The sequence below is a fragment of the Bradyrhizobium sp. P3_C3 genome (assembly GCF_056402655.1).
This window is the reverse complement of record NZ_JBFUGY010000106.1, coordinates 1-6,569: the sequence shown is the minus strand read 5'-3', so window position 1 is coordinate 6,569 and position 6,569 is coordinate 1. Positions and strand designations below refer to the sequence as shown.

The following is a 6,569-nucleotide window of genomic DNA, read 5'->3' as shown; positions in this document are numbered from 1 at the left end:
GCCACAGAATGAAGGTCGACACCTTCGTAGGCACCCGTCGCCGGAACAATTCAAAGTATCTATCCAATTCCGCTTTGACAGAAGCCATTAACTCGACCTTCTCTGATACCAGGACGCGGCAACTCGCTCGAAATCCGCGACTAAATCAAAAGATCTGTACGGGAAGCGTTCCAAACCCTTCGGCTTCTCAATGGAGATGACGGACGATCCGTCTGCGGACAGTCAGGGCCGAGACGTTGCCGGCACTGGACCGGTTCTCCATGGTGGCTTCGAAAGACCGCCGCCAAATTTCCTCAGGGTTGCGCAGGGCAGATGATAGCCGGCAAGCGCGGGTATGCCGGGTAGCCCTCGCCTAAAGCGTATCCGGTGTGCGTCGAGGTGAGCTTTGATCCTCGTTGAGCAATTCCTGCTCGGCCAAGCGCCAAAAGTCTTCGTCTCGGCCCTCTGGCTTACCTGCCTGCTCCCACAACTCGTAGGCCCGGGCCGCAACGGCTTCATGAATTCGCCTATTCATGAGCCTTCTCCAGACCCTCAACTAGGGGCAATCGGAGGCGTTCCTAATCCGGTCATCCCCCAAAAACGTGCCTGTGAACTAAGAAGCCTCCTATTCAGACCGTCGCGCTGTTGTGCCGACTCTGATCCAACTGCGTACGCACCGCGACAGGAACGAATCGGACGTCGACAACTTGAATCCGGGTTCCGTTGTGTGAGTTGCTTATGCGTCAGTCCCGACGGCTTATGTCGATTGCCCCGAACGGTGACGAGACCGTCTATTTGGTCGCAGATGACTTCGGCCGCAATCGCCGCGCCTGGCGCGAAGCAGACTTGGAGATGGCGGAAGAAGCAGTCATCCAGGATCTGCTTGCGGGAGAATATCGCAGGCCGATCAAGGTAATCGCCTTCAACAAAGCCGAGCGCTGCTCGGAAGATGTTTCTGAGGACATTGCCCGCGAGCTCCAGCGCCGTTGCAATTGGCAACAGAGCGACGTTCCCTCACACCTCAAGGAATTCGTCGACCGCAATGCCGCGCAGGATCTTCGGCAATTCAACCTGCGCCTCGTGTAACCATGGCGTTCCGACAGAAAACGCCGGAAGCGCTCGGCGTCAAAGTGCCCCTGCCCGGCTTCACCGCGCCGGCCCTAGCGAGCTCGATCGACCGAGTACCGACCGGCGATCGATGGATCCATGAAATCAAGCTCGACGGCTATCGTGTCCAGGTGCATCTCGCCAACAAAGCGGTGAAGGTTTTCACGCGGCGCGGCCACGATTGGACCAATCGCTTCCGGAAGGTCGCCAACGACGCTTGGCACGTCAGGGCCCGTGCCGCGATCATCGACGCTGAAATCGTGGTGCCCGCCGCCGACGGCACAACAGATTTCTCGGTTCTGCAGAACGAGCTCAAGGGCGCATCGACGAAAATCGTCCTGGTCGCTTTCGATCTGCTTTACCTCAATGGCAGGGACATTCGGAAATTGCCGCTATTCCAGCGCAAGGCCGAGCTGAAGAAGATCATTGCCGGTACCGACGTCCAATTCAGCGAGAGTTTTGAGATCGACGGGAGCGAGATGTTTGCCCACGCCTGCAAAGGTGGGGCTCGAAGGCGTCGTCTCCAAGGTGCGCGACAGCGTTTACCCGATCGGCCGCGGCAATGATTGGGTCAAGAAAACCTGCGCCCAGCGGGAGACGCTCACCATCGCCGGGTTCGCCCTCGATGAAGGCAAATGGGACGGCACGTATCTCGGTCGGCGCAAGGGCGAGGACCTGCTTTATGCGGGCAAAGTCGACCATGGCTTCGACAAGTCATCGGCCGCAGAGCTGCGCAAGAGGCTTCAGCGGCTCGTCCGCAAGGCACAGCCTTACACCAAGCGGATCGCGCACAAGGGCATATGGGTCGAGCCGAAGCTGCTGGCCGAGATCGAGTACCGCGCCAAGTCCGCCGAGGGAAAGGTGCGGCATCCGTTCTTCAAGGGGTTGCGCGAGGACCTGTAACGGTGCGGCGATCGGTGGCAAAATTTTTTCAGCCCCCCTCTTGAAACCAAAACCGGCTTTGCTAATTTTTTTGTCGCCATCTGACGATGGCGTCCGGGCGCCTCATGGGCCCGGGCCAAGAGACGGGCACCGGTTGTGTCCGGTGCCGCTCGTAGACATCTTGCTCTCAGGAGGATTTGGCTATGCGCACCTACGATTTTGCACCCCTCTGGCGCTCGACCATTGGCTTCGACCGCCTTTTCGACCTCGCAGAAACCGCTCAGCGGGCCAGCGAGGACAACTATCCACCCTACAACATCGAACGGCTGGCGGAGGATCGCTATCAGATCTCGCTGGCTGTGGCGGGTTTCTCGCCCGAAGATATAGTCATCACCGCCGAGCAGAACGTGGTGACGGTTGAAGGCAGCAAATCCGACAAGACCGAACGTGATTTCCTCTATCGCGGTATCTCGCACCGCGCCTTCAAGCGCCAATTCAGCCTCGCCGAATATGTCCAGGTGAAAAGCGCCGCATTCGACAACGGCTTGCTGACCATCGAACTCGTCCGCGAGATTCCGGATGCGATGAAGCCGCGCCGGATTGCGATCGGCGATGCCTCGACCGGCAGCGTGCGGAAGCTGGAAGCCAAAGCCGCCGCCTAGTAGAGGCGCCATGGAGCCGCGCTGCAAGTCGTGCGGCTCCCATCCATTCGTCAATGAAAAGGAGAGGACCATGCGGCCGACGACCGCTGACGACAACGTTTTCGATTTCGACGCTCTTCTTCATCCCGGCACGGTGTTTGAAGCACCGAGAGACGTGCTGGATCATCCGGCGCTGACGTTGAGCGAGAAACGCGCAATCCTGGCATCATGGGCGTCCGACGCGTCCGCGATCGCCTCTCGCCCGTCGATGCGCGCACCTGCCGGCCTCAAGAAACCGGTATCGATCGACGAGATCTTGGACGCGTTGCGCGCCCTGGACGGTGGCCCCCGGACGCCGCCCGGCGGAAAGCCTTACCGTCTCCGTTCGACCGAACGTGCGGCCGCCGCGGCGTAGTTTCGGAGGCCCAGATGACGACGGACGAAAACCTGGCACGCCTTCGTGCCCATCATAACAACATCAGCCGCTACCGTCGGCTCCTGCGTACCAGGCTTTTGCCTTTGGAACGCCAGTTCATCGAACGGCGGCTTTCTGACGAGGTGGCCGCTCTGCAGAGCCTTTCCGCTTCGACCTTCCCGATCGCCTTCAGTGAGCCAAGGCCTGGACGACCGCTGCCGGTTGCAGAAGTGATGGCATGAGCACGACCATCAATCTGGGCCGACCGGGCTCAGGCTCTTTCCCTTTGGCGCTCCTCGGAAGGTTCTTCCGTGCACGAAAATTGAAGACTCCGGCTGCGGACGGCGTATCATCGGCCGTGGAGATCTCAGGGATGGCTCTCTCGACCAACGAGCGTCCGATGTGTCCTGTGTGCAAACACCGGATGGGGTTGGCGCGCATCTCTCCCGGCCCGCGCGGATTCGACGAGCGCACCTTCGAGTGCTCGACTTGCGAGCGTACCGAAGTGGTTCGCTTGGCCGTGGATCCGATGCAAACGGACGCGGTTGGCTGGCTCGCCGGCGAGCTGAAGCCGCCGAACTGAAGTTCGGTGTGAGAGGCGCGATGGATGAGGACTTCTGCAAGAACACAAGAACAGAAGCAACGCATTCGCCCTTTGGCTGAGCGGGCTGATGCTCTTCACCAGGGGGCTGCCTGTTGGCGCTGGTCGGCCATACACCCCCGGAGGTGGCCAGTCCCTTGAAGGTCGCGGAGCGGCCGCTGCCGCTGCGCGCCACGCCGCGGGCGTCGATCCTCTCCGGGGTCGGGCGAGGCGTGACAAGGGCGCGACCGAAGTCCGGTGCGACGCTTGCGGCGGCCGGGTCGCTGCCCGCGTGGGATTCCGAGCCCGGCCGCACAATACGGGCCGCTGCCTGTTGCTGCAGGACAGCGTCTCGTTCAGGCTCCTGTTGGATGGCTAGGGTTGCAGCAGTGCGAGAAGGCGAAGTCGGTCTTCCTGGCGAAGGCGCTGGTTGGCACGCATCGTTTTCAGCTCGCCCTCGACTTAATTATGTCCTGGCCCTGCCGCTTCAAGGCAATCACCAGTACCTCCTGCTCTGCAAGCTGTCGCTCAGCTTCAACTGCCTCGCGCTCTGGTCGCCTCAACTCATCAAAAAGTGGTCTGCATAACCAGATACGCTGCCGGGGCGCGCTCCGTAATTTGTGCCGCACGATCTCAACCGCCCGCATCAAGCTGCGTTCCTTAACCGGCCCCGGAGCGGGGTCGCGTTCCTATCGTTCGGAGCACGGCGGTCTTTGAGCAGAGCGTTCGCTGCCCGCCTCCACCCGCGTCCAGACTAGATCAGCGCGAAGCGCTCGCTACATCGCGCTTTAGGGCAGCAAATCGCTGGCCGCCACACGGTTGATCGTGGCGAGGCGCTGCTCGGCGCTTGCAGTGAAATCTATGCCAGCCACCAGATCGAGCAGACGATGATAGGCATGGTCGGCGACCGCGACCGGTAATGGCGCTTCGTCGAACGTATCGACATAGTTGTCGACGACCGAATTCAGCAGCCGACACAGGCCCTTGTGGTCAGGCTCGTCCTTGCAGGCTTCGTAGAGTTTTTGCTGGAATTCGCGGAAGGTGTGCAACCCGTGGTGCTGCTGCGAAAGCCACGTATGCAATGCGTTCATGATAGCCTCTTCGAATAGGGAGAAGAAGCTACCGACTTATACAGGCCGGAAAAAGCATCGACAAATGTGGTTTTCGCAAATCCATAATGCGCAATATGCAGCCGCTCGCAGGAGCGACGGTGCCAGGAAAGAACGGCAACTCAGCGCAATTGCTGCATTCGACTCTCGTCTAAGGAGGTGAATTGACGGCGTGATGTAACAACGCCAGTCCCGAACCGGTGACTTGATACCTCAATGACTGCTGCCCCTGATCCTTCCAAGACCGCCATGCAATATCTGATATGGACCATAGAGCACATCGAGAAAGCCGGAAACCAGGTGGCTGTGCGCCACGCTCGCAATGCTCTACGCGCTGAGCCGGGCCAGCGGATCTCCCCACATCAAAGACGAGCCCTAACCAACGAATTGAAACGCAAGCGCATTGCGTCAGCGCACCCAGAGCATCGGGCACGCCTCTGCACCCTACCGTGCAAATATGACGGCCGGGAACCTCAACGCCTCAGGAAGAAAATATCAGCTTGATCGCCAAGACGGTCGTAAACGCGCCAAGGGCGATGACAGCGATTTTAAAATGAAGATTACTATCCAAACCCATTTGCCCTCACCCACACAGCGCCCTCGGCTACTCGCCCTCGCAGACCGGAAAAACCCGGTGGCTCTGGAGGAGGCCACCGGGCCGACCCGCCGTCCATTCCAATGGCTGTAGGCTGAATACATGGCGCTGACGCGTCTGTTCGAATCTCGACAGATCGCCTCGGTTTGGTCGGACATGTGGCTCGCAGGCCACGCCGCGAAGCGGCGAGCGGCTCGTCTAGGAACGTTGGGTTTGTTGCCCCATTGAACCAGCGAAAGGGAGGGGCATCATGGTCCGTGACCTTTTGATCCTCGCCGCCGTTTCGATGGTGTTGAGCGTATTTGTCTGGAGCGTCTTTGGAAATTCACCACCGAGGCCCGCGCACCCGCGTGTTAGCGCAATACTCTCCTTGAATGCCGCTCCGGAGCCGGCGCCTGAGTTCAGTCCGTATATGAGGACAGAGCGCTGATAGGTCTGCCCTGTGCCCACTTCAGCACCGGCCGGCCGGTCTTAAATCGCCGTCGCGCGCTCTCATGGGCCCAGCACGTTGTGCACAGGGTCAGCGGAGGATGGCTGTCAGGGTAGGTCCTGACCTCGCCTGCAAAGTAGCGGCACTTGTCACTGTCGCACTTGGGATTGTTGTTCGGATTGTTCACCTTGGCCTCGGTCAGTGGCGATCTGCCCAGTGTGAGCGAAGTTTGTGACGCGTGCATGCGCGGGTGACCAGCAACGGCCTCACAGTGCGCTGTTGCCGGACAGTGCACTGTGAGGCCAGCCGCGACGAGCCACCCCTTGTGGGGGGCTCGGGAAAACCCGGCAACCGGCCGGTCGTTCCTAAGAGAGGGGCCACTCTCCGACGAGGCGCTCGGCCGGCTGCGTCAGCTTCGCGCAGGTGCCGCGCGCTCGAAAAAGCTCTGCGCTCACGTCATGGCTTCGACGGCCACCGCCGCCGGCCTTGCCGAAGGCAACCCTGCGGCTCTAGGGGCGGGTCCCGTAGTGGCACGTCCGCCCCGCCCCATTTGAAACCAGAACCCGGCGCAATCCGTTAGGGTCGCGCCTCCACGGCCGCCTTGCCCCAAGCTTCCGGCGCCGTTGGAGGGGACGGGTGCGCTCAAGGGCGTGCCCGTCTTATCAATCTGGTTTCGCTCGGTGCGCCCGGTCCCGAAGACCACTTCATGAAACGGAGGCGACCATATGGAGAGTCCCGATCTCAAAGCGTGGGTCGATGGCTGGATGGAGAAAGTGAAGCAAGGCGCTGAAGTCCATCGCCAGCAAGGTCTGTCACCGGAGGATGCCGAAG

Annotated in this window: 7 protein-coding genes and 1 pseudogene; 6 read left to right on the top strand and 2 right to left on the bottom strand. The window is 60.6% G+C overall.

Translation table 11 applies throughout. The annotated features are described in order from the left end of the window. Positions 1 to 352 precede the first annotated feature (352 nt). The gene (locus AC1DW2_RS43235; RefSeq protein ID WP_283016731.1) at positions 353 to 514 is read right to left on the bottom strand and encodes a DUF2934 domain-containing protein; all 162 of its coding nucleotides are present in this window, start codon (positions 512 to 514) and stop codon (positions 353 to 355) included. A gap of 203 nt (positions 515 to 717) precedes the next feature. Here AC1DW2_RS43235 and AC1DW2_RS43230 point away from each other — a divergent pair, with 203 nt between their 5' ends. The 6 genes and pseudogenes from AC1DW2_RS43230 (at position 718) to AC1DW2_RS43205 (ending at position 3,607) form a co-directional block, all read left to right on the top strand. Then, complete coding sequence (locus AC1DW2_RS43230) at positions 718 to 1,065, top strand: hypothetical protein (protein WP_283016732.1); 348 nt, start codon at positions 718 to 720, stop codon at positions 1,063 to 1,065. A 2-nt stretch (positions 1,066 to 1,067) separates the two neighbouring features. Further along, positions 1,068 to 1,989 (top strand): annotated as a pseudogene (gene ligD / locus AC1DW2_RS43225) (non-homologous end-joining DNA ligase). A gap of 182 nt (positions 1,990 to 2,171) precedes the next feature. Beyond that, a complete protein-coding gene (locus AC1DW2_RS43220; protein WP_063979756.1) occupies positions 2,172 to 2,630 on the top strand; it encodes an Hsp20 family protein in 459 nt (152 codons plus the stop codon). A 70-nt stretch (positions 2,631 to 2,700) separates the two neighbouring features. After that, positions 2,701 to 3,024 carry a hypothetical protein gene (locus AC1DW2_RS43215; RefSeq protein ID WP_354096939.1) on the top strand — a complete coding sequence of 108 codons (324 nt, stop codon included), beginning with the start codon at positions 2,701 to 2,703 and terminating at the stop codon, positions 3,022 to 3,024. 14 nt (positions 3,025 to 3,038) lie between these two features. Next, positions 3,039 to 3,266: a hypothetical protein gene (locus AC1DW2_RS43210; RefSeq protein ID WP_283016734.1), complete on the top strand. Its 228-nt coding sequence runs from the start codon at positions 3,039 to 3,041 to the stop codon at positions 3,264 to 3,266. Beyond that, a complete protein-coding gene (locus tag AC1DW2_RS43205; RefSeq protein WP_259222823.1) occupies positions 3,263 to 3,607 on the top strand; it encodes a hypothetical protein in 345 nt (114 codons plus the stop codon). The genes AC1DW2_RS43210 and AC1DW2_RS43205 overlap by 4 nt, the downstream gene beginning before the upstream one ends. A 785-nt stretch (positions 3,608 to 4,392) precedes the next feature. Here AC1DW2_RS43205 and AC1DW2_RS43200 read toward each other — a convergent pair. Further along, complete coding sequence (locus AC1DW2_RS43200) at positions 4,393 to 4,695, bottom strand: hypothetical protein (RefSeq protein WP_028156206.1); 303 nt, start codon at positions 4,693 to 4,695, stop codon at positions 4,393 to 4,395. Positions 4,696 to 6,569 lie beyond the last annotated feature (1,874 nt).

Excerpts from the sequence above, each read along its gene's own strand:
- AC1DW2_RS43230 (WP_283016732.1), top strand. The coding sequence starts at position 718 with ATGCGTCAGTCCCGACGGCTTATGTCGATTGCCCCGAACGGTGACGAG.
- AC1DW2_RS43235 (WP_283016731.1), bottom strand. The coding sequence starts at position 514 with ATGAATAGGCGAATTCATGAAGCCGTTGCGGCCCGGGCCTACGAGTTG.
- AC1DW2_RS43205 (WP_259222823.1), top strand. The coding sequence starts at position 3,263 with ATGAGCACGACCATCAATCTGGGCCGACCGGGCTCAGGCTCTTTCCCT.
- AC1DW2_RS43215 (WP_354096939.1), top strand. The coding sequence starts at position 2,701 with ATGCGGCCGACGACCGCTGACGACAACGTTTTCGATTTCGACGCTCTT.
- AC1DW2_RS43210 (WP_283016734.1), top strand. The coding sequence starts at position 3,039 with ATGACGACGGACGAAAACCTGGCACGCCTTCGTGCCCATCATAACAAC.
- AC1DW2_RS43200 (WP_028156206.1), bottom strand. The coding sequence starts at position 4,695 with ATGAACGCATTGCATACGTGGCTTTCGCAGCAGCACCACGGGTTGCAC.
- AC1DW2_RS43220 (WP_063979756.1), top strand. The coding sequence starts at position 2,172 with ATGCGCACCTACGATTTTGCACCCCTCTGGCGCTCGACCATTGGCTTC.